Here is a 19723-nt window from a genome sequence, read left to right as displayed (position 1 = left end):
GTGGAGCCGCGCCAATGATGCCGCGCCCCGCGAACCGCTTTGTCGCGGCGAATTTGAGCGTTCACAGCGACCGCGACCGGGAGCTGGAACGCGCCCTCGCCCCCGTGGTGGGAGAGGAGCTACGGCGCGGACGCCTGGCGCTGACCCGGCAAGGAGAGACCCTGATCGCGGTCTGCGCCGATCGGCCACTGGCGACCGAGATCCGTTTCCAACAGCGCGAACTGCTGAAGACGCTCGCGGCGGCCGGAATCGACGGCACCACCGAGGTGCGCATCCGACTCGACAGCACGCCACGCGCGCCACAACCCAAACGGGTCGCGGTTCAACGCGAGATCCCGGAGTCGGCCCGCTCCCTACTGATGCAGACCGCGCGCTCGATCAGCGACCCGGAACTGGCCGGGGCACTGGAACGCCTCGCGGCACTGCCCCCGCAGGGACGCTAGCCCCGCCAGGCCTAGCCAGTGGCGATCGTGGGCGCCAGCTGCCCGAAGGAGATCGGCAGGCGCTCCGAGGGGTCCTCGAAGGTAACCTTTTCCCAGGCCGTCTCGTCCGCCGCCAACTGGCGGATTAACTGGTTGTTCAGCGCATGCCCGGACTTGTGCCCGGTAAACGCGCCGATCAGGCTGTGTCCGAGCAGATACAGATCGCCGACCACGTCGAGGATCTTGTGCTTGACCAGCTCGTTGTCGTAGCGCAGACCGTTCTCGTTCAGGATCTTGTAGTCATCAAGCACAACGGCGTTGTCCAGGCTGCCACCCAGCGCCAGCTGGTTGGCGCGCAGGGCCTCGATATCGCGCATGAACCCGAAGGTCCGGGCACGCGAGACCTCCTTTACAAAGGAGGTGGACGAGAAGTCCAGCTCGGCGCGCTGGCTTCCGTCGGTAAACATCGGGTGTTCGAAGTCGATGCAGAAACCGACCTTGAACCCGTCATAGGGGTCGAAGCGCACCCATTTGTCGCCCTCGCGGACTTCCACGCTGCGCTTCACCCGGATGAATTCCTTGGGGGCATCCTGTTCCTTGAGCCCGGCGGACTGCAACAGGAACACAAACGGCCCGGCACTGCCGTCCATGATCGGGACCTCGGCGGCACTGACATCCACGTGCAGGTTGTCGATGCCCAGCCCCGCGATCGCGGAAAGCAGATGTTCCACGGTGGAGACGCGCACGTCCCCCTTGACGAGCGTTGTCGACAAACGCGTGTCGCCCACGTTCTCCGCCCGAGCCGGGATTTCGACGACGGGGTCCAGATCGCTCCGATGGAAGACGATCCCGGTATTCACCGGCGCCGGTCGCAGCGTAAGCACGACCTTTTCCCCGGTATGCAGCCCCACGCCTGTGGCCCGGATGCTGTTCTTGAGCGTTCTTTGTCGAATCAACGCGTATAACCTCTTGCTTTTTCAGGTGCAAAGTGGAGCCCGGGCCCTCCCGGGCTCCTCATGCACACAACGATTACCGCATTATTGCAAGTTTCCGCTCTCCCTGCATGCGGCCCCTTGCTCAGTCGGCTTGTTTGCGCAGAAAGGCCGGGATATCCAGCACATCGATGCCTTGCTGCTGGTTGTAGTCGACCGCGAGATTGTCCCCGCCGCGACGCTTCACCGTCGGCTGGTCGAGGTCCACCTCGACGTCGGAGCCGACCGCGCGCTTCGGCTGGGCATCGACCACACGCACCTGCGGGCGTTCCTGCTGGGCCGTCTGGGCACCGAGGCCGGTGGCCACCAGGGTCACACGCAGTTCGTCGCTCATCTCGGGATCAATCACGGTACCGACCACCACGGTCGCATCCTCGGACGCCAGGGCCTTCACGGCCTCGCCGACCTCCTCGAACTCGCCGATTCCGACATCCATGCCCCCGGTGACGTTCACCAGAATCCCGCGAGCACCGGAGATATCGACATCCTCGAGCAACGGGCTGGCAATCGCGGCCTCGGCGGCCTGACGCGCACGGTCCTCGCCGGTACCGGTGCCGGTGCCCATCATCGCCATGCCCATCTCGCGCATCACGTTGCGCACGTCGGCGAAGTCGACGTTGATCAGGCCCGGGCGGGTGATCAGTTCGGCGATCCCCTGCACCGCACCAAACAGCACGTCGTTGGCAGCCTTGAAGGCGTCCAGCAACGTGGTGTTCTTGCCCAGCACGGTCAGCAGTTTCTCGTTCGGGATGGTGATCAGCGAATCGACCTGCTCGGTCAGCGCCTTGATCCCGGACACGGCCACCTGCATGCGCTTCTTGCCCTCGAACGGGAACGGCTTGGTGACCACTGCAACCGTCAGGATGCCCATCTCCTTGGCGATCTGTGCAACCACCGGGGCCGCGCCCGTGCCGGTACCGCCACCCATGCCGGCGGTAATGAACACCATGTCCGCACCCTGGAGCAGGTCCTGGATGCGCTCGCGGTCTTCCAGGGCCGCCTCGCGCCCGACCGACGGATCGGCCCCTGCACCCAGACCCTTGGTGATGTCGCCACCCAGCTGCAGCAGCGTCTTGGAGTCCAGGCTCTTCAGGGCCTGGGCATCGGTATTGGCGCAGATGAAATCCACGCCGTCGAGTTGCGAGTGAACCATGTGCTGTACGGCATTGCCGCCACCACCCCCAACGCCAACGACCTTAATCGTGGCGTTCTGGCTAAAGGTATCCATCAGTTCGAACGTCATGGCTGCGTCCTCTCGGTTCGTGTGTACATGTCAGTCGTTTGCCTATGGCCGGAGAGCGGTCCGACCCCCATAACCCCGGCGGTTCTGGTCATCAGAACTGGCCGGATAACCAGCGCTTCATGCGCGCCCATACACCCTGGAACCCGCTGCTCACGGGCCGGGCCTCCTGTTCCGCACGCGACTCGCGGGCGTAGAGCAACAGCCCTACGCCCGTCGCGTGGATCGGATTCTTCACCACATCCAGGAGCCCGGTGACGCGTTGCGGCACCCCCAGGCGCACGGGCATGTGGAAGACCTCTTCGGCAAGGTCCACCACACCTTCCATTCGAGACGATCCGCCGGTCAGTACCACCCCGGCGGCGATCATTTCCTCGGTGCCGCTGCGGCGCAGTTCCGCCTGCACCAGCTGCAGCAGTTCCTCGTAGCGCGGCTCGACCACGGAGGCGAGCGTCTGGCGCGACAGCCGGCGCGCGGCCCGATCGCCGACCCCCGGGACCTCGATGGTCTCGCCCGGGTCGGCCAGCGTGCGCAACGCACAGGCGTACTTGATCTTGAGTTCGTCGGCGTACTGGGTCGGCGTACGCAGGGCCACCGCGATGTCGTTGGTCACCTGGTCACCGGCAATCGGGATGACCGCGGTGTGCATGATCGCGCCGTGGGCGAACACCGCGATGTCGGTAGTGCCCCCGCCGATGTCGACCAGACACACACCCAGATCCTTCTCATCCTCGCTGAGCACCGAGTAACTGGAGGCGAGCTGCTCCAGGATGATGTCATCCACCCGCAGTCCACAGCGCTCCACGCACTTGACGATGTTCTGCGCCGCGGACACCGCGCCGGTGACCAGGTGCACCTTGGCCTCCAGCCGCACCCCGGACATCCCGATCGGCTCGCGGATGCCCTCCTGCTCGTCAATGATGTATTCCTGCGGCAGCACGTGGAGGATGCGCTGATCGGCCGGGATCGCGATCGCGCGGGCGGCATCGATCACCCGGTCGACATCACCCGCCACGACCTCGCCGTCCTTGATCGCGACCACGCCGGTGGAGTTGTAGCTCTTGATGTGCGAGCCGGCGATGCCGGTGTAAACCGAATGAATCTCGCAGCCGGCCATCAGCTCGGCCTCCTCCACCGCGCGCTGGATCGACTGGACGGTGGACTCGATGTTCACGACCACGCCCTTCTTCAGTCCGCGCGACGGCGAGGAGCCGATGCCGATGATCTCGATCTCGCCCTCGTCGGTCAGCTCGCCGACGATCGCCTCGATCTTCGAGGTGCCGACATCCAGGCCAACGATCAGTCCGGGTTCCGACTTCTTTGCCATCATCTTTCTGCGTCCTGTCGTTCGTGTCATCGGGCGTTGCCGCCGTCGTTGTCCGCTTCTTCGGCCCAAGCCACGGCCAGCCCGTGCGGATAGCGCAGGTCCACCCGCGCAATCGGGGCATCCTCACGCGCCCGCAGGGCCGGCGCCGCGCGCACCAGCTGGCCCAGCCGGTTCAGATTCACGTCGCGGCCCATCAGGACCTCCGCCCCATCGGCCAGGTGGATGGTCCAGTCATGCCGCTTGCCCTCGTGCACGCCCACCACCTCGAACCCGGCGTCGGCCAGGCGCGCGGAGACCTCCAGGTAGCGGTGCATCAGCACCACCTGACGGCCGTCCTCGCCGGCCAGAGCCGGCAGGAAATCCCATTCGGCCAGGTCCACCGGCCCGAACAGGCGCCCGTGGCGGTCAACCAGGTGATCGTCGCCCCACTGGGCCACCGGGACCGGTTCGGTCACATGGACCTCCAGGGTGTCGGGCCAGCGACGGCGCAGTTGCACCGCGTCCACCCAGGGCATGGCCTGCAGCTCCTCGCGCAGCACCTCGAGGTCCGTACCCACAAATCCCGGCGCATGAGCCCGCACCCGTTCGAGGATCGCGTCCGTGTCGGCATGACGCGGCTCGCCGGTAATCTGGATGGAGCCAATCGGCAGGTGCTGATCCGGGTCGAAGTGCAGCCACAGGCTGAGGCCCAGCACCAGCGCCCCGGCCAGCCCCATGCCGGCGAGCAGGCGCAGCCCCGGCCCGGTCATGGCCTGCAGACGCGACGGACCGGCCGGCCGCCGCGCAGGTCGCGTTGTACGTCGCGCGCTCAACGCAGCCCTCCGCATTCAAAGCTGGAATCGAGAATGCGCAGGCACAGCTCGTCGAAGTCGATGCCCGCCTGCGCGGCGGCCTTGGGGACCAGCGAATGGCCGGTCATGCCGGGGATGGTGTTGACCTCGATCAGGAAGTTCTCGCCGTGTTCGTCCTGCAGGATGTCCACCCGGCCCCAGCCGCAGCCCTCGAGGGCAGCAAAGGCGGCGATCGCCAGCGACTGCAGCTCCAGCTGGGCGCTGCGCGACAGGTCCGGCGGCGGGCACAGGTAACCGGTATCGTCCGCCTCGTACTTCGCGTGGTAGTCGTAAAAGCCGCTGGCCGCGCGAATCTCGATCACCGGGAGCGGCTCGTTGCCGAGCACGGCGACGGTGAATTCGCGACCGGTGATCCACTGTTCGGCGAACACCTGGCCCGGCTGCACGCGAGCGGCCTCGAACGCAGCCGGCAGGTCCGCAACGCGATCGACCCGGGTGATGCCCAGACTGGAGCCACCGCGCGCGGGCTTGACGATCAGCGGCAGGCCGAGGGCATCGGCCACCGCCTCCGGATCGAAGCCCGGCGTCAGCAGGCGATACGGCGCGCTCGGCAGATTCGTGCCCGCCCAGAGGCGCTTGCAGGCCAGCTTGTCCATGCCCAGCGCCGAGCCGAGGACCCCGGTCCCGGTGTAGGGCATGCCACCCATATCGAGGCAGCCCTGCAGCGTGCCGTCCTCGCCGCACTCGCCATGCAGCGCGATAAATACCCGGTCGTAGCCCTCCAGCGCCATGCAGCGCGCCGTCTCGCGGGTGAGATCGACGGCATGGGCATCGACGCCCTGGCGGCGCAGCGCCGCCAGCACGGCATTGCCGCTCTTGAGAGAGATGTCCCGCTCGCCGGACCAGCCGCCCATCAGGACCGCCACCCGCCCATATTCTTCCGGTTTGCGCCTGCTCATTGCCTTCCCTCGGTTGTCTCGTCCATGGGACCCGGTCGACCCAGCAGCCGCACCTCGGGCTCCAGGCGCACGCCAAAGCGCCGCTCGACCTCGCTTTGGGCATGGCGCAGCAGCCACTCGATGTCGGCGGCATGCGCCGAGCCATCGTGGGTAATGAAGTTCGCGTGCTTGGGGGATATCTCCGCGCCGCCGTGGCGCAGGCCCTTCAGTCCCGCCGCCTCGATCAGGCGCGCGGCGTGATCGCCGGGCGGGTTGCGGAACACCGATCCGCAGGACGGCAGGCCCAGCGGCTGCTTGCGAGAACGCTCGCGCAGGAGCTCCTTGATACGCGCCGTGCCAGCAGCCGGATCGCCCGACTCCAGTTGCAGCACGCAGCCGGTAAACCACTCGTCCGGACCCTCGACGCTGCGATAGCCGATGCGGTACTCGGCCGGCTCGCGCCGATGCTCCTGCCCGTCGGCATCCACGGTGGATACCGCCTCGACCAGCGGCCAGATCTCGCCGCCCCAGGCCCCCGCGTTCATGCACAAGGCACCGCCCAGGGTGCCCGGGATGCCGGCCAGGAATTCACCACCTACCAGCCCCTGACGGGCACAGAACCGTGCGGCCTGGGCGCAGGCAAGTCCCGCCCCGAGACGTACGCGGTTGCCCTCCAGGCGCTCGCGCTCGTTGATCACGCCGGACAGGTGCACCACCAGCCCTTCGATGCCGCCATCACGGATCAGCACATTGCTGCCCAGCCCCAGGAAGGTCACCGGCATCGCGGGGGCATGGCGGGCGTGATCCGCCAGCGCCGACACGAGATCGGCCCGATCCACCGGCCGGAACAGCCAGTCGGCCGGACCGCCCACACGCCAGGAGGTCAGCCCTGCCAGCGGGGCATGGGGCCGTACCTCGCCCCGAGGGGCGTGGGCAAACGGACCGTTCACCGGTTCCACCGCGCGCGCCGCCATCATGTCGCACTCCCGGGGCGCTTCTTCGCCCCCAGTTGGTCCGGCAGCAGGCTCGCCAGCCGGCCGATATCGCCGGCCCCCTGAGTGATCACGACGTCGTTCGGCTTCAGCATCCCGGACAGCACCTCGGCCACGTCGGCCGCATGCTCGACGAACACCGGCTCGACCTGTCCGCGCAGACGGATCGCGCGGGCAAGGCTGCGGCCATCGGCGCTGGGGATCGGCTCCTCGCCGGCGGGGTAGACCTCCAGCAGGATCAGCACATCGGTCTCGGACAAGGCCTCGGCAAAGTCCTCGAACAGGTCGCGGGTGCGCGTGTAACGGTGGGGCTGGAACACGGTGATGCGCCGCCGGTCGGGCCAGGCATCGCGCGCCGCGGCCTGGGTCGCCTCGATCTCGCGCGGGTGATGGCCGTAGTCGTCGACCAGGGTCAGCGGGCCCTGCGCGGTCTCGAGCTCCTGCACCTGGAAGCGCCGCCCGATCCCCTGGAAGCGCTCGAGCGCCGCCTGGATCGCCTCGGGGGCGACCTCCAGTTCATGAGCGACGGCCGCCGCGGCCAGGGCGTTGAGCACGTTGTGCCGTCCGGGCAGGTTCAGCGTGACCGGGAACGCGGCCTGCCCCGGCAGCTTCAGGTCGAAGAACATGCGCACGCCTTCCTGGCGCACGTTCAGGGCGCGCACATCGGCTTGTGCCTCGATGCCGTAAGTCAGGCGCGGGCGCTCCAGTTCCGGATAGAGGTCGCGCACCTGCGGGTCGTCCGCGCACAGCACGGCGATGCCGTAGAACGGCAGGTGGTGCAGAAACTCGAGGAAGGTCGCGCGCAGGTTCCCGAAGTCGTTGCCATAGGTCCCGAGGTGGTCGGCATCGATGTTGGTCACGATGCTGATCATCGGCTGCAGATGCAGGAACGAGGCATCGCTCTCGTCGGCCTCGGCCACCAGATAGTCGCCCGCCCCCAGGTTCGAGTGGCTGGCCGTGCTGTTCAGGCGCCCGCCGATCACGAAGGTGGGGTCCATACCGGCCTCGGCGAGCACGCTGGCCACCAGGCTGGTCGTGGTGGTCTTGCCGTGGGTACCGGCCACGGCAATGCCGTAGCGAAAACGCATCAACTCCGCGAGCATCTCCGCGCGGCGCACGATCGGGATCCCGCGGCGGCGGGCCGCCTGCACCTCGGGGTTGGAGGGGTCGATTGCGCTGGAGACGACCAGCACGTCGGCCTCGGCGACGTTCTCTTCGGTATGCGCGGGGGCCACCGGAATCCCCATCCCGGTCAGACGCGCGACCATCGCCGACTGCCCGAGATCCGATCCGGAGACCTCGTAGCCCAGCTGGTGCAGGACCTCGGCGATCCCGCTCATACCGGAACCACCGATCCCGACACAGTGAATACGGCGGATGCGACGCATCGCGTGGCGTGGCAGGCGCGGGGCGTTCATGAGTTCTTCCTCCCGCGCCGGGCATTGGCCATCTCCAGGCAGGCCTCGGCCAGACGCTCGGCGGTGTCAGGGCAGGCCTGCTCGCGCGCCAGCCGAGCACGTTCGCGCAGGGCCTCGCGCCCCAGTGGCCGAACGATGCCGGCAACCCGCTCGGGCGTCAGATCGGCATCCGCCAGGCACCAGGCCGCACCCGCCTCGACGAGGGCGCGGGCATTCGCCGTCTGGTGATCGTCGACCGCATGCGGATAGGGTACGAACAGGGCCGGCACACCAGCCGCCGCAATCTCGGCCACGGTCAGCGCACCGGCCCGGCAGATCACTAGATCCGCCCAGCCATAGGCCGCGGCCATGTCCTCGATGAACGGAGTCACTTCGTATTCCAGCGCGGTCTCGGCATAGGCGGCGCGCGCCTCGTCCAGCGTGCGCTCCCCGGCCTGGTGACGAATCACCATCGGCTTCGCGTCGCGGGTCTGCTCGAGCCCCGCCGGGACGATGCGGTTCAGCGAGCGCGCCCCAAGGCTGCCACCCAGCACCAGCACCCGCAGCGGGCCCGAGCGCTCGTCGAAGCGCTGTTCCGGCTCCGGCAACGCGGCGATCTCCGCGCGGACCGGATTGCCCACCACCGTCACGGTGTGACGCTCCGGGAAGGCATGATCGAAGCCCGCATAGACCCGGTCCGCGATGCGCGCCAGCCAGCGGTTGGTGAGACCGGCGACCGCGTTCTGCTCGTGGATCGCCAGCGGGCGCCCCAGCGCGGCGGCCATCAGGCCGCCAGGGCCGGCCGCGAAGCCGCCAAAGCCGATCACGGCGGCCGGACGCAACCGGGTAATCAGGGCCAGTGCCGCCCACAACGAGATCCCGAGGCGCCAGGGCGCCAGCAACAGCCCGATCAGACCCTTGCCACGCACCCCGCTGATCGGGAGGGTGTGCAGCTCGATCCCCGCCGCAGGCACCAGGCGCGTCTCGATCCCGCGGGCGCTACCCAGCCAGAGGACCTCGACGCCACGGGCACGCAGGGCCTCGGCGACCGCCAGCCCCGGGAAGACGTGCCCGCCGGTACCGCCGGCCATGATCAGGATGCGCAGGGGATTGTTCATGCCTGCCCCCTCTTGCGCCGCGGCGGGGTCGATTGACGCGGGGCCGGGATCTGCGCCTCGCGATAGACCCGCATCACCAGACCGATCGCCATCAGCGTTACGATCAGCGAACTGCCGCCGTAGCTGAGAAAAGGGAGCGTCATGCCCTTGGTCGGCAGCAACCCCATGTTCACCGCAAGATTGAGCGCGCTCTGCAGCGCCAGCCAGATCGCGACCCCAAAGGCCAGATGCGAACCAAATGCATGCCCCGCCCGCTCGGCCCAGAGTCCGATCTTCACGCAGCGCCAGACCACGACCGCAAACAGTGCGATCAGGGCGAGCACACCGATAAAGCCAAACTCCTCGGCGAAGACCGCGAACAGGAAGTCGTTATGGGCTTCTGGCAGGTAGAACAGCTTCTGCACGCTGTTGCCCAGACCGGTACCGAACCAGCCGCCGGAGCCGATCGCGATCAGCGACTGGGTCAGCTGGAAGCCGGTCGCGAACGGGTCCTGCCAGGGGTCGAGGAACGCGGTCAGGCGCGCGACCCGGTAGGGCGCAGCCACGGCCACGAAGGCCATACCCACCGCAATGGTCGCGCCAAGCGTGGCGAACTGCCACAGCTTGGCGCCAGCCAGGAACAGCATGCCCATGCCGATCGCCAGCATGATGGCCGCGCCACCGAAGTCGGGCTGCAGCAGCAGGAGTACCGTCCCGAATCCCAGCACGACCAGCGGGCGGACGAACCCCCGCAGGTGCAGCCGCAATGCCGAGTAGTGGCGCACGATGTAGCCGGCCAGGTACATGACCACCAGCAGCTTCACCGGCTCGGCCACCTGGAGGTTGAACATGCCGATCGGGATCCAGCGAGTCGCGCCGTTCACGGTTCGGCCCACGCCCGGGAGCAGCACCGCAATCAGCAGCACCATCACCAGGATCAGCAGCCAGGGACCGGCCCGCTCCCAGCGCTCCAGCGGAACTGCCCACATCACGGTCGCCAGCGCCAGACCGATGGCGGCGAACAGGACCTGGCGCTGGAAGAAGTGCCAGGTGTTGCCATAGTAGCGCTCGCCCAGATCCATCGAGGCCGAGGCGACCATGATCAGGCCGAGCCCCAGCAGCAACGCGGCCGCCGCCAGCAGCGGCAGATCCACGCTGTTGCGCAGCCCGTCGAGCGAGTCGCGCGACGGCAGTCCGAGGGGCAGCGATCCGGTACTCATGCCGCTCGCTCCCGTACAACCCGCGCGAAGTCGTCGCCGCGGGCCTGATAGTTCTCGTACATGTCCAAGCTCGCGCAGCCCGGCGACAGCAGCACGGTATCGCCGGGCTGCGCCCAGGCCGCGGCCTGCGCCACGGCGGCGGTCATGTCGTCCACCCGCTGCACCGGCACCACCGAGGCCAGGGCACGGGCAATCAGCGGGGCATCCTCGCCGAGCAGCACCACACCCCGGACCTTGCCGGGCACGTAGTCCGCCAGCGGCGAGAAGTCCTGTCCCTTGCCCTGGCCACCGGCGATCAGCACCAGGGGCCCCGGCGTACCCCGAAGCGCGGCCAGGGTCGCGCCCACGTTGGTGCCCTTGGAATCGTTGATGTAGTCGACCTCGGCGACCCGCGCGATCCACTGCGAACGGTGCGGCAGGCCCGCGAAGTCGGCCAGCGCAGCCAGCGCCTCGCTGCGCGCCTGGAGCGATTCCAGCCACGGCCAGGCCAGCGCCAGAGCGGCCAGGGCATTGGCCCAGTTGTGCTGCCCGCGCAGACGCAGGCGCGCGGTGGACAGCAGCCGTTCCTCCCCACGCACCAGGTCCGGCTCCGCCTCGCCCGTGTTCACGCCAAAGTCGGTCGCGGCCAGCGGGGCATCCAGCCCGAACGAGACCACGCGCAGACCGGCCGGCAGGGGCAGCTCGCGCAGCCAGGGATCGTCGCGGTTGAGCACGCCGCGGGCGGCGCGATCGAGGATGCGGGCCTTGGCCTGGATGTACGCGGCAAGATCCGGGTAGCGATCCATGTGGTCGGGCGAGATGTTCAGGATCGCGGCCCCGTCCGGCTTCAGCTGCTCGCTGCGTTCGAGCTGAAAACTCGACAGCTCCAGCACATAGACCTCCACCACCGGGTCCAGAAGATCCAGCGCCGGGGTGCCAAAATTGCCGCCAATCGCGACCTTGCGACCTGCGGCCGTCAGGATCTCGCCCACCAGGGCGGTGACCGTGCTCTTGCCGTTGGAGCCGGTGATCGCAATGACCGGGGCCTGCGCCACAGCAGCGAACAGGTCGATATCGCCGGTAATCACCGCGCCGGCGGCCCGGGCCTGTTCGACGGCCGGGTGTTCGAGCGGGACCCCCGGCGAGACGACCAGGCGGGCGTAGCCTGCAGTATCGAGACCATCCAGGGGTCCGGCCCAGGCCTCGGCCAGCCACGCGGCGTCGGCCCCGGCCGCCAGCGCCGGTGGATCGCGACGCGTGTCGGTGATCGCAAAGGTCTCGCCACGCGCACGCAGAAAACGGGCGACGGACTGCCCCGTCACCCCGGTTCCCACGATCAGATTGTGCGGCTGTGGCTTCGACATGGCGTCAGCGGATCTTCAGGGTCGCAAGACCGATCAGGACGAACACCACGGTCAGGATCCAGAAACGCACGATCACGCGCGGCTCAGGCCAACCCTTGAGTTCGAAGTGGTGATGCAGCGGCGCCATGCGGAAGATGCGCCGCCCGGTGAGCTTGAACGAGGCGACCTGCAGCATCACCGACAGCGTCTCCAGCACGAAGATGCCGCCCATGATCAGGAGCACGATCTCCTGACGGGTCAGGATCGCCATCATGCCCAGGGCCGCCCCCAGGGCCAGGGCCCCGACATCGCCCATGAAGACCTGGGCGGGATAGGCGTTGAACCACAGGAAGCCGAGCCCGGCCCCGACCAGTGCAGCGGCGAAGACACCGACCTCGCCCACCCCTGGCACCGCCGGGATCTGCAGGTAATCCGCGAATACCGCGTGGCCGGCCGCATAGGCGAATACCCCGAGGGCCCCGGCCACCAGCACCGCCGGCATGATGGCCAGGCCGTCGAGGCCGTCGGTCAGGTTGACCGCGTTGGAGGACCCGACCACGACCAGCCAGACCAGCGGGATGAACAGCCAGCCGAGGTGCAGCTCGAAATCCTTGAAGATCGGGAGATAGAAGCTCGTCTCCACCGGGCTCTGCGCGGTGGCCATGATCACCCCGGCGGCGATCAGCGCGAACAGCGTCTGCCACAGGAGCTTGGCCTTGGCCGAAAGCCCCTTGCTGTTGCCGTAACGCAGCTTCAGGTAGTCGTCCCAGCCCCCGACTGCACCAAAGGCCAGCGTGGTCAGCAGCACGATCCAGACGAAGCGGTTGGTGAGGTCGCTCCACAGCAGCGTGGCCACTGCCACCGCCACCAGGATGAGCGCCCCGCCCATGGTCGGGGTACCGGCCTTGCTCAGGTGCGATTCCGGGCCGTCGTCGCGGACCTGCTGGCCCACGTTGCCGACCGTCAGCCGACGGATCATTGCCGGGCCGATCAGCAACGCGATCGCCAGCGCAGTCACCACGCCCAGGATGGCGCGGAAGGTCAGGTACTGAAAGACCGTAAAGCCGCTGTAGAACTGCGTGAGATATTCAGTCAGCGCGTACAGCATTCGCAGCCCCCCGCGCCGACGGGGCCGTCTCCAGCCCTTCGATGATTCGCTCCATGTGCTGGCTGCGCGAGCCCTTGATCAGGACCGTGGTCTCGTCCTCCAGCAGTGCTTCCAGGCGCGTCCGCAGGGCGTCATGGTCGGCAAACCACTCGCCGCCCTCGCCAAACGCCTCGGCGCTGTCGCGCGCGGCCTCGCCCAGGGCCAGGCAGTAGTCCACACCCATCGCGCGGGCCAGCGCCCCGGTCTCACGGTGCAGCACCGGGGTCTCGGCGCCCAGTTCCCCCATCGCACCCAGCACGAGGATGCGCCGGCCGGGCATCGCGGCCAGCACCTCGAGCCCCGCGCGCAGCGAGTCGGGGTTGGCGTTGTAGGTGTCGTCCCAGAGGCGGGCACCGCTGACATGCCAGAGCTCCTGCAAACGCCCCTGCACCGGCGTCCAGCCCGCCAGACCGTTGGCGATCGCGTCGATCGCCACACCCACCGCATTCGCCGCGGCGGCCGCGGCGATCGCATTGGCAGCGACATGGCGCCCCGGGCTGGCCAGACGCAGGTCACGGCCGGCGCCCAGGATCGTCAGACGCAGGCGGTCGGGGGCCTGCCACACACCCTCGATCTCGCCACCGCCCTCCAGGGAAAAGCGCTGGCAGTGGTGGTGCTCGTTCAGCGACAGCCAATAGTCGGCGAACGGGTCGTCCAGATTGATCACCGCCGTACCGCCCTGGGACGGCAGCCCCGAGAAGATTTCGGCCTTCGCGTGGGCCACCCCCTCAAGGCTGCCAAAGCCCTCCAGATGGGCCCGCCCGGCGTTGGTGATCATGGCGACCATCGGTTCGGTCCAGCGCGCCATGCGCCCGATCTCGCCGGCATGGTTGGCGCCCATCTCGATCACCGCGTAATCGGTGTCCTCGGGCATGGCCAGCAGCGTCAGCGGCACGCCGATCTCGTTATTCAGGTTGCCCTGGGTGGCATGCACCGAGCCCACGCCCTCGAGGATGCAGCGCAGCATCTCTTTGGTGGTGGTCTTGCCGTTGGAGCCGGTCAGCGCGATCACCCGCGCCCGGCTGCGGCGGCGCCAGTGCTGGGCCAGCCGGCCCAGGGCCTCGCCGGTATCGGCCACGACCACCTGCGGGTGCGGGACATCCAGCACGCGCTCCACCAGTAGCACAGCGGCCGGCAGGTCGGCGGCGACATGCTCGTGGGCATCAAAGCGCGGGCCGCGCAGCGCCACGAACAGCCCTCCTTCGAGCGGTTGCCGGGTGTCGGTGAACACCCCCTCGAAGACCCGCTCGCCGTCGCCGTTTTCCAGACGGCCGCGCACGGCGTCCGCCAGTTCCTGTCCGGTCATCCGGATCATTGGATACCCCCCCCACTGTCTCCCGCATTCGTCCGAGCGGCGAGCGCTAACGCCAGCTCGCGATCACTGAACGGATAAAACTGCGTACCCACCTGCTGAGTGGTCTCGTGCCCCTTGCCCGCCAGCAGGATGACGTCGCCCGGGCCCGCCTCGGCCACCGCCGCGCGCACCGCCGCCTCGCGATCGCCCAGCTCGCGGCAGGCCTCGGGCCGGTCACAGCCGGCGAGTACGGCGGCGCGGATCGCGGCCGGGTCTTCGGAACGCGGGTTGTCGTCCGTCACGATCACCTGGTCGGCGCGCGCACTGGCGGCCCGCCCCATGGCCGGACGCTTGGTGACATCGCGGTCTCCACCACAGCCAAAGACTGCGATCAGGCGGCCGGCCGTGTGCGGGCGCAAGGCATCCAGCGCCGCGGCCAGCGCCTGTTCGGTGTGGGCATAGTCCACGACCAGCAATGCCCCACTGGGCAGTTCGAAGCGCTCCATGCGCCCCGGGACACCGCGCAGGCGCGACACCGCATCGACGGCGGCCGGCCAGGAATGACCCAGCGCCCGCAGGGCGGCGAGCGTCGCCAGCAGATTGCCGACCTGGAACAGCCCGAACAGGGCCGCTTGCACCGGCCAGGCCTCGCCGGCCACCTCCAGCGTGAAGCGAATGCCGTCGGAGCCTGCCTCGACCTCCCGCGCGACCAGGTCGGCGGAGGCCCCGACGGCACTGTAGGTGAGGATGTGTTCAGCCGTGGTTTCACGGATCAGGCGCTGCCCGAGGGCGTCGTCGGCATTGAGCACCGCGGTCTCCAGCCCCGGCCAGGCGAACAGCCGCGCCTTGGCGTCGGCATAGGCCTGCTGGCTGCCATGAAAATCCAGATGGTCCGAACCCAGCCGGGTCAGCACGGCGACGCGCACCGGCAACCCGGCCATCCGCCCCTGTTCGAGGCCGTGGGACGAGGCCTCGATCGAGAGCGCCCGGCAGCCGTCGGCGGTCAAATGCGCGAGGTGTCGATGCAGGTCGATCACGCCCGGGGTCGTGTGGCCACAATCTTCCAGCGCCCCAAAGCGGCCCGTGCCCAGCGTCCCGACCACCCCTGTGGGGACACCGAGCTGCTCCAGGGCGCCGGCGAACAACTGGCTGACCGAGGTCTTGCCATCAGTACCGGTCACCGCGACGACGGGATAATCGGCCGGCCAGGCACCCCACAGGGCGTCACAGATCGCCGGCAGCGCGACGCGCAGGCCCGGGAGATGCAGCACCGGGATGCTCAGGGCGGGGGCCGCCTCGGCCTCGTCCCACAGGATGGCCACAGCCCCCTGCTCGGCCGCGGCCCGCGCATGGGCAAGGCCGTGGCCCTGGGTCCCGCGCAGGGCCACGAAGACGGCACCCGGGGTCACCCGGCGGCTGTCCTGGGCAAGGTCGGTGACACGCTGCCCGGCGACCTCGCTCGGCAGCGCTGGCGCCCCGGCGGGCCACAGGCGGCCCAGTGTCGCGACGGTCTGGACCGTATTCGCCGCCATCATGTCGAGCCCTCGCGTTCGGCGGCGAACTGCATGGGGATATCCGGCATCGCGTCCGGGCGCACGTTGAACATCCGCAGCGCCGAGCCGATCACGTTGCGGAATACCGGCGCCGCCACGGCGCCGCCGAAGTAGGTGCCAGCATTGGGTTCGTCGATCACCACGGCCATCACGAAACGCGGATCGGACGCCGGCGCGAGACCCACAAAGCTGGAGATATAGCGATCTTCGGTATAGCCACCGGGCCCGCTCTTGCGGCTGGTACCGGTCTTGCCCGCGATGCGGTAGCCGTCGATCGCGGCCTGACGGGCGGTACCCTCGGAGCCGATGGTGTGCTCCATCATCGCGAGCACACGCTGGGCAGTTTCCGGCGACATCACACCCGCCGGTTCGCGCAGGTCGTCGGCGGTCTGCACCAGCCGCACCGGGATGCGCTCGCCGTCGTTGGCAAATGCGGTATAGGCCGCGGCCATCTGCAGTGGCGTAATGGAGAGGCCGTAGCCATACCCCATCGTGGCCTGTTCGACCTCGCGCCAGGTCGGGAAGTCGCGCAGACGGCCGCTCACCTCGCCCGGGAAGTGGGTCCCGGTCGACTGGCCGAACCCGGCCTGGTGCAGCACCTGCCAGAATCGGTCCGGCGGCAGGTCCAGCGCCAGCTTGGTCGCGCCGACATTGCTGGAGCGCGCGATCAGGGTGGTCAGGTCAATCACGCCATAGTCCCGAAAGTCGCGCACGGTCAGCCGCCCGACACGCATGGTCCCGGGACGGGTGTCCAGGGTCACATTGGGGTCGATGATGCCGGCATCCAGGGCCGCCGCAACGGTGAAGGGCTTGATGACGGAACCCGGCTCCATGCTGTCGGTCAGGGATCGGTTGCGCGCGAGCTCCGAGCGGATCGAACCGCGATTGTTCGGGTTGAAACTCGGCTGATTGACCATCGCCAGGACATCACCCGTACGGGCGTCCAGCAGCACGGCCGACCCGCCCTGGGCATCATGCTCCGCCACCGCGGCCTTCAGCTCGCGGTAGGCCAGATACTGCAGGCGCTGATCGATGGTCAGGCGCAGCGTGCGGCCGTCGCGGGCGGGGCGGATACTGGCCACATCGCGGATCGTGCGTCCGTGGCGGTCGCGCAACACCCGCTTGGCACCCGGCGCGCCCGACAGCCAGTCGTTGAACGCAAGCTCGACGCCCTCCTGCCCGCGATCGTCAATATCGGTGTAGCCAAGGATGTGCGAGGTCGTCTCGCCATGCGGGTAGTAGCGCCGGAACTCACGCGTCAGGCCAAGGCCCTGGATGCGCAAGGCGGTCACCTGCTCCGCCTGGGCCGGCAGCATATGCCGGCGCAGGTACATGAATTCCCGGCCGGCGCGCGACTCGATGCGCTCGGCCAGCCAGTCGGCATCAACCTGCAGCGCCTCGGCCAGTTCCGGCCAGCGATCGCGTTGCTCCAGCAAGTCCTTCGGGTTCGCCCAGGCGGTCTGCACCGGGGCGGAGATCGCCAGCGGCTCGCCGTTGCGATCCGTGACCATGCCGCGATGGGCCGATTCGGTCAGCGTACGCACCTGGCGCTGCTCGCCCTGCTGCGTGAGGAAATCGCGGCTGAGGACCTGCAGATCGATTGCGCGCAGCACCAGGGCCACAAGCACCAGCGCGGAGACCACCAGCAGCACCTTCAGACGGCCATGGCTGACCTGACGCTTCAGCGCTCCCATGTGCGCCCCCCGATCACCACGATGCGATCCGGCTCGGGCTTGATCATGCCCAGTTCCTCGAGCGCCTGCCGCTCGATACGGCCCTGCGTCGCCCAGGTCGACTGCTCGATCTGCAGCTGCGTCCACTCCAGGTTCAGCGCGTCGCGCTCCGAAAGCTCCGACTGATGCGCGATAAAGGCCTGGCGTGCCTCGTGCTTGGCCGCCACCACACCGACGGCGGAGGCAAAGACCCCGGTCGCCAGGATGATCAGGATGAAGCCGCGAAAGACCATCAGGTGCGCTCCCCCACACGCAGCACCGCCGAGCGTGCGCGCGGGTTGCGGCGCTGCTCTTCGGCGTCGGCACGCACGGGCTTGCCGATCGGGCGCCACGGGCGCTCGGGTGTTTCGGGCATCACCGGCAGCCCGCGCGGCAGGCGCGTGTCCGGGCGCGGCCCACGCAGTGCCTGCTTGACCATGCGATCCTCGAGCGAGTGAAAGCTGATCACCACCATCCGCGCGCCCGGGTGCAGGATGCCCGGGATCGTCTCGAGCCACTGCTCCAGCTCCTCGAGCTCCCGATTCACATGGATGCGCAGGGCCTGAAAGGTACGCGTGGCCGGGTGCTTGCCCGGTTCGCGCCCGGGCACCGCGCGGCGCACGATCTCGGCGAGCTGTGCGGTGCGTGTAATCGCGGCATCCGCGCGCGCAGCGACGATCGCACGGGCGACGCGGCGGGAATGGCGCTCCTCGCCATAGTGGTAAATCACGTCGGCGATCTCGTCCTGCTCCGCGCGGGCCAGCCAGTCCGCGGCACTCTCGCCCTGCGTGGGGTCCATGCGCATGTCCAGCGGGCCATCGTGCTGGAAGCTGAAACCACGCTCGGGGGTGTCCAGCTGCGGGGAGGAGACCCCCAGATCCAGAAACACGCCATCCGGCGCACGATCGGGGAAGCGCCGGCGCAGGGTATCGGCCATCGTCGAGAACGGACCCGGCTCGAAGACGAAGCGTGGATCGTCCGCAAACGAAGAGGCGGCCGCAGCCGCCTCGGGGTCCCGGTCCATTGCCAGCAGGCTTCCGCCGGCACCGAGGCGATCGAGAATCGCGCGGCTGTGCCCGCCGCGCCCGAAGGTCCCATCCACGTAGAACCCGTCAGCGCGCACGGCCAGCCCCTCCAGCACCGCGTCGCGCAGCACCGGGATATGAGCGACGGTTTCCGTCATGGTCACAACGCAATGGACTCGAGTGCGTCGTCATCCACGTCACCCCCCAGCGCCTGCTCGCAACGGGCATCCCAGGCATCGGCATCCCAGATCTCGAACTTGTTGCCCTGCCCCAGCAGCACCGCGCGCTTGTCCAGACTGGCGTACTGGCGCAGCGGCGTCGGCAGCAGGAGACGGCCGCTACCGTCCAGCTCGCACTCGGTCGCGTGCCCGACCAGGAGACGCTGCAGGTTACGGACCTTCGGATTCATGTTGGGGCGGGACATCAGACTTTGCTCGATGCGCTCCCACTCGGGGAACGGATACAGGAGCAGGCACCGGTCGGGGTCTACGGTAATCACCAGCTGGCCACCACAGGACGCCGCCAGCGTATCGCGATAGCGCGCGGGCATGGCCAAGCGACCCTTGGCATCCAGATTGAGTTGGCTTACGCCTCGAAACATGGCCGGTACCGGTTGCGGTGGTCACCCACCTTTCCCCACCTTTTCCCACTTTTCGACACTATAGGTACGGCTATCTCCAGGAGTCAAGAAAATCGACCCGAAAAAACCAAAAATAAGCGTTGAATCACAGAGACTTAGCGAACACCTGCCCAGCGACAGTGCAGCCAGAAAATAACACCCCAAAAGCCGCGTCTTGAGGGTCACACTTAAGAAACTACTTCACTATTTTTCGGTAGGAACCGCCGACACGGCGAGACACCGGCCCGCGGAGGGGGCCGCAAAGGTGGGAAAAAGTGGGAGCCGGCCGTAAGCCGGGTTCTGTCGTGGACAGTCATTCATCTGGGACGTCCGTCACCGGACGCCTCGAGCAGCCTACCCGGGTGCGATGCGGGCCACACCATGCACCCCTATTTGGCCTTGCTCCGGACGGGGTTTACCCTGCCACGGACTGTTACCAGCCGTGCGGTGCGCTCTTACCGCACCTTTTCACCCTTGCCTGTGCCCGAAGGCCATCGGCGGTGTATTTTCTGCGGCACTTTCCGTCGGCTCGCGCCGCCCAGGCGTTACCTGGCGTCCTGCCCTGTGGAGCCCGGACTTTCCTCCGCATCCAGTGGATACAGCGACTGCCAGGCCAGCTCCCGCGCTCCTTTTAC

Annotated in this window: 18 protein-coding genes and 1 other RNA gene; 1 reads left to right on the top strand and 18 read right to left on the bottom strand. The window is 68.3% G+C overall.

Translation table 11 applies throughout. The features are described from left to right. The first annotated feature begins 14 nt into the window (after nt 1-14). Nucleotides 15-443 (top strand): DciA family protein, encoded by a 429-nt coding sequence (locus tag F813_RS0101300; RefSeq protein WP_012983555.1) that lies wholly within the window; start codon nt 15-17, stop codon nt 441-443. Between the two features lie 11 nt (nt 444-454). On the opposite strand, the gene lpxC is transcribed toward F813_RS0101300, so the two are convergent. From lpxC to rnpB, 18 genes are all read right to left on the bottom strand, one after another. Beyond that, the gene (gene lpxC / locus F813_RS0101295; RefSeq protein WP_012983556.1) at nt 455-1378 is read right to left on the bottom strand and encodes a UDP-3-O-acyl-N-acetylglucosamine deacetylase; all 924 of its coding nucleotides are present in this window, start codon (nt 1376-1378) and stop codon (nt 455-457) included. A 121-nt stretch (nt 1379-1499) separates the two neighbouring features. Continuing rightward, on the bottom strand, nt 1500-2657 hold the full coding sequence (gene ftsZ / locus F813_RS0101290; RefSeq protein WP_012983557.1) for a cell division protein FtsZ: 1158 nt from the start codon (nt 2655-2657) through the stop codon (nt 1500-1502). Nucleotides 2658-2748: 91 nt separating this feature from the next. Continuing rightward, nucleotides 2749-3984: a cell division protein FtsA gene (gene ftsA, locus F813_RS0101285; protein ID WP_017925262.1), complete on the bottom strand. Its 1236-nt coding sequence runs from the start codon at nt 3982-3984 to the stop codon at nt 2749-2751. Between the two features lie 23 nt (nt 3985-4007). Next, nucleotides 4008-4730 carry a cell division protein FtsQ/DivIB gene (locus tag F813_RS0101280; protein WP_012983559.1) on the bottom strand — a complete coding sequence of 241 codons (723 nt, stop codon included), beginning with the start codon at nt 4728-4730 and terminating at the stop codon, nt 4008-4010. Between the two features lie 59 nt (nt 4731-4789). Beyond that, nucleotides 4790-5731: a D-alanine--D-alanine ligase gene (locus F813_RS0101275; RefSeq protein WP_012983560.1), complete on the bottom strand. Its 942-nt coding sequence runs from the start codon at nt 5729-5731 to the stop codon at nt 4790-4792. Continuing rightward, a complete protein-coding gene (gene murB, locus F813_RS0101270) occupies nt 5728-6687 on the bottom strand; it encodes a UDP-N-acetylmuramate dehydrogenase (protein ID WP_017925261.1) in 960 nt (319 codons plus the stop codon). Before murB ends, F813_RS0101275 begins: the two co-directional genes overlap by 4 nt. Beyond that, nucleotides 6684-8120 carry a UDP-N-acetylmuramate--L-alanine ligase gene (murC, locus tag F813_RS0101265; protein WP_012983562.1) on the bottom strand — a complete coding sequence of 479 codons (1437 nt, stop codon included), beginning with the start codon at nt 8118-8120 and terminating at the stop codon, nt 6684-6686. Before murC ends, murB begins: the two co-directional genes overlap by 4 nt. Continuing rightward, nucleotides 8117-9217, bottom strand: coding sequence for an undecaprenyldiphospho-muramoylpentapeptide beta-N-acetylglucosaminyltransferase (murG, locus tag F813_RS0101260; protein WP_012983563.1), 1101 nt, complete (start codon nt 9215-9217; stop codon nt 8117-8119). Before murG ends, murC begins: the two co-directional genes overlap by 4 nt. Then, entirely contained in the window at nt 9214-10416 is a 1203-nt protein-coding gene (gene ftsW, locus F813_RS0101255) for a putative lipid II flippase FtsW (RefSeq protein WP_017925260.1), read from the bottom strand. Before ftsW ends, murG begins: the two co-directional genes overlap by 4 nt. After that, nucleotides 10413-11759 (bottom strand): UDP-N-acetylmuramoyl-L-alanine--D-glutamate ligase, encoded by a 1347-nt coding sequence (gene murD, locus F813_RS0101250; RefSeq protein ID WP_012983565.1) that lies wholly within the window; start codon nt 11757-11759, stop codon nt 10413-10415. Before murD ends, ftsW begins: the two co-directional genes overlap by 4 nt. Nucleotides 11760-11763: 4 nt before the next feature. Continuing rightward, nucleotides 11764-12846 carry a phospho-N-acetylmuramoyl-pentapeptide-transferase gene (mraY, locus tag F813_RS0101245; RefSeq protein WP_012983566.1) on the bottom strand — a complete coding sequence of 361 codons (1083 nt, stop codon included), beginning with the start codon at nt 12844-12846 and terminating at the stop codon, nt 11764-11766. Further along, nucleotides 12827-14200 (bottom strand): UDP-N-acetylmuramoyl-tripeptide--D-alanyl-D-alanine ligase, encoded by a 1374-nt coding sequence (gene murF / locus F813_RS0101240; protein WP_012983567.1) that lies wholly within the window; start codon nt 14198-14200, stop codon nt 12827-12829. Before murF ends, mraY begins: the two co-directional genes overlap by 20 nt. Continuing rightward, nucleotides 14197-15714 (bottom strand): UDP-N-acetylmuramoyl-L-alanyl-D-glutamate--2,6-diaminopimelate ligase, encoded by a 1518-nt coding sequence (locus tag F813_RS0101235; protein WP_012983568.1) that lies wholly within the window; start codon nt 15712-15714, stop codon nt 14197-14199. Before F813_RS0101235 ends, murF begins: the two co-directional genes overlap by 4 nt. After that, on the bottom strand, nt 15711-17426 hold the full coding sequence (locus F813_RS0101230; RefSeq protein ID WP_017925259.1) for a penicillin-binding protein 2: 1716 nt from the start codon (nt 17424-17426) through the stop codon (nt 15711-15713). Before F813_RS0101230 ends, F813_RS0101235 begins: the two co-directional genes overlap by 4 nt. After that, complete coding sequence (ftsL, locus tag F813_RS0101225; protein ID WP_012983570.1) at nt 17414-17698, bottom strand: cell division protein FtsL; 285 nt, start codon at nt 17696-17698, stop codon at nt 17414-17416. The genes F813_RS0101230 and ftsL overlap by 13 nt, the downstream gene beginning before the upstream one ends. Beyond that, nucleotides 17698-18627, bottom strand: coding sequence for a 16S rRNA (cytosine(1402)-N(4))-methyltransferase RsmH (gene rsmH, locus F813_RS0101220; protein ID WP_038059919.1), 930 nt, complete (start codon nt 18625-18627; stop codon nt 17698-17700). Before rsmH ends, ftsL begins: the two co-directional genes overlap by 1 nt. A gap of 2 nt (nt 18628-18629) precedes the next feature. After that, the gene (gene mraZ / locus F813_RS0101215; protein ID WP_012983572.1) at nt 18630-19070 is read right to left on the bottom strand and encodes a division/cell wall cluster transcriptional repressor MraZ; all 441 of its coding nucleotides are present in this window, start codon (nt 19068-19070) and stop codon (nt 18630-18632) included. 292 nt (nt 19071-19362) lie between these two features. Next, nucleotides 19363-19709, bottom strand: an RNA gene (gene rnpB, locus F813_RS13800) — RNase P RNA component class A. Between the last annotated feature and the right edge of the window lie 14 nt (nt 19710-19723).

It is taken from the genome of Thioalkalivibrio sp. HL-Eb18 (assembly GCF_000364985.1).
In the GTDB taxonomy this organism is placed as follows: Bacteria; Pseudomonadota; Gammaproteobacteria; order Ectothiorhodospirales; family Ectothiorhodospiraceae; genus Thioalkalivibrio.
Note: the sequence above shows the minus strand (reverse complement) of the source record. Positions and strands in the feature narration are given on the sequence as shown.